Origin of the sequence: Pseudoalteromonas sp. Cn5-37, assembly GCF_021532495.1 — a bacterium.
Lineage (GTDB): Bacteria > Pseudomonadota > Gammaproteobacteria > Enterobacterales > Alteromonadaceae > Pseudoalteromonas > Pseudoalteromonas simplex.
Genome location: NZ_JAKGBA010000086.1, coordinates 1 through 1,450, shown reverse-complemented (window position 1 = coordinate 1,450; position 1,450 = coordinate 1). Strand labels below are relative to the sequence as shown.

Below are 1,450 nucleotides of genomic sequence, written 5' to 3'. Positions count from 1 at the left end.
AATCAAAACACACCGCCAAGTGAAAGAGCCGTAAAAACTTCACGCGCTTTAAGTCAGAAAAAAGACTAGTTACCTCTTGCTTGACTCGCCCTTGAAAGGGTGAGATTGCGCAAGCCTAATGTTCAAAATGAAATGACGTTAGATACAGGTACTAAACGTCCTGTTTAGAGCTTTTTTGATAATCTTTTACCCGAAGAAAACGCGCGCAAATTATTAGCAAAAGATGCGCAAGTTGACTACTACGATTCATTTGCATTACTAGAAGTGTCAGGTATTGAGTCCGCTGGTGCCTTAATAATGTTGCCTAAGGGGGGGGCTTGCCAGATCCAAGTGCTGAGCCTCTAGAATTATCTGCTCTTTCAGAGAGGATAAAAGCTCTCCCTAAAGCACCATTGAATAAGAGACAAGGTAGTAGGATGTCACTCGCTGGGGCACAATATAAAATGCTAGTTATAAAAAAAGGCTCTGATTTTTTTGAAGGTAATGCAGGTACGCCTTCCACTCATATATTGAAACCAGATCATTCAGAGCCTGATGATTATTGGCAAACGACTTGTAATGAATGGTTTGTTATGAGGCTTGCTAAAATGATGGGTATAGATGTACCAAAAGTGGAGTTATTGTATGTACCTGAGCCTATCTATTTAGTTGAAAGATTTGACCGGTATGGTAAATACCCGAATCAAGAGCGTCGACACATTATTGATGCGTGTCAACTATTGAGTTTTGGTAAAGATTTTAAATATGCAGCTTCAACTGTTGAAATTTATAAGAAGATATTGGGCAAAGTTCGGACTAAGGCACAAGATACAATAAAGCTATATCGCTGGGTTATTTTTAATTTTCTTATAGGAAACGGTGATGCACACCTAAAAAATATTAGCTTTTATTATGGGGATGGGGATCCACAGCTGACACCATTTTATGATTTATTGTCTACGATAATATATGTGCAAGAAGGGACTAAACCACTTGAGCAAAAATTATCAATACCGATAAATGGAAAAGAAACATTTGATGAATTAAGGCGAGATGATGTTTTGGCTTTTGCAAATGAAATTGGCATGCCAGACAAGGGAGCTGCAACTTACTTAGATTCCATGGTTAAAAACATTCAAGGTGTATTTGAGATTCTTTACAAAGAAGTCCTAGAAATGCCAACTACCCCTACACGCGCTGTAGAGTTACGTATGCTAAGGGAAATACAATATAAAGTTTTAAATGAAATGGTGGAAAGGTTAAGAATTAGCTAGTTGCATCAACTAAAGTAAGTTGAAGCATGAGAAACCAAATCATTTGAGCCCCAAAATTGTTTTTGGACAGAATGTATGGTACGCCCCGTTTTGCAAGTTAATAACTAAAAATAACGGAGATGGTTTGCGCTAATGTATTCAGAGTCTATTAGAGACTTTCATTAGTCCCAGCTCTACGATGAGATCTGCGCCAGATT

The 1,450-nt window shown here is 38.0% G+C and carries 1 protein-coding gene and 1 pseudogene; both read left to right on the top strand.

The window, feature by feature from the left end; genetic code table 11:
* Nucleotides 1-228: 228 nt before the first annotated feature.
* Nucleotides 229-345, top strand: a pseudogene (locus L1266_RS22175) (hypothetical protein); the annotation flags it as partial.
* The gene (locus L1266_RS22170) at nucleotides 318-1,253 is read left to right on the top strand and encodes a HipA domain-containing protein (RefSeq protein ID WP_235374368.1); all 936 of its coding nucleotides are present in this window, start codon (nucleotides 318-320) and stop codon (nucleotides 1,251-1,253) included. The pseudogene L1266_RS22175 and the gene L1266_RS22170, both read left to right, overlap by 28 nt.
* Nucleotides 1,254-1,450 lie beyond the last annotated feature (197 nt).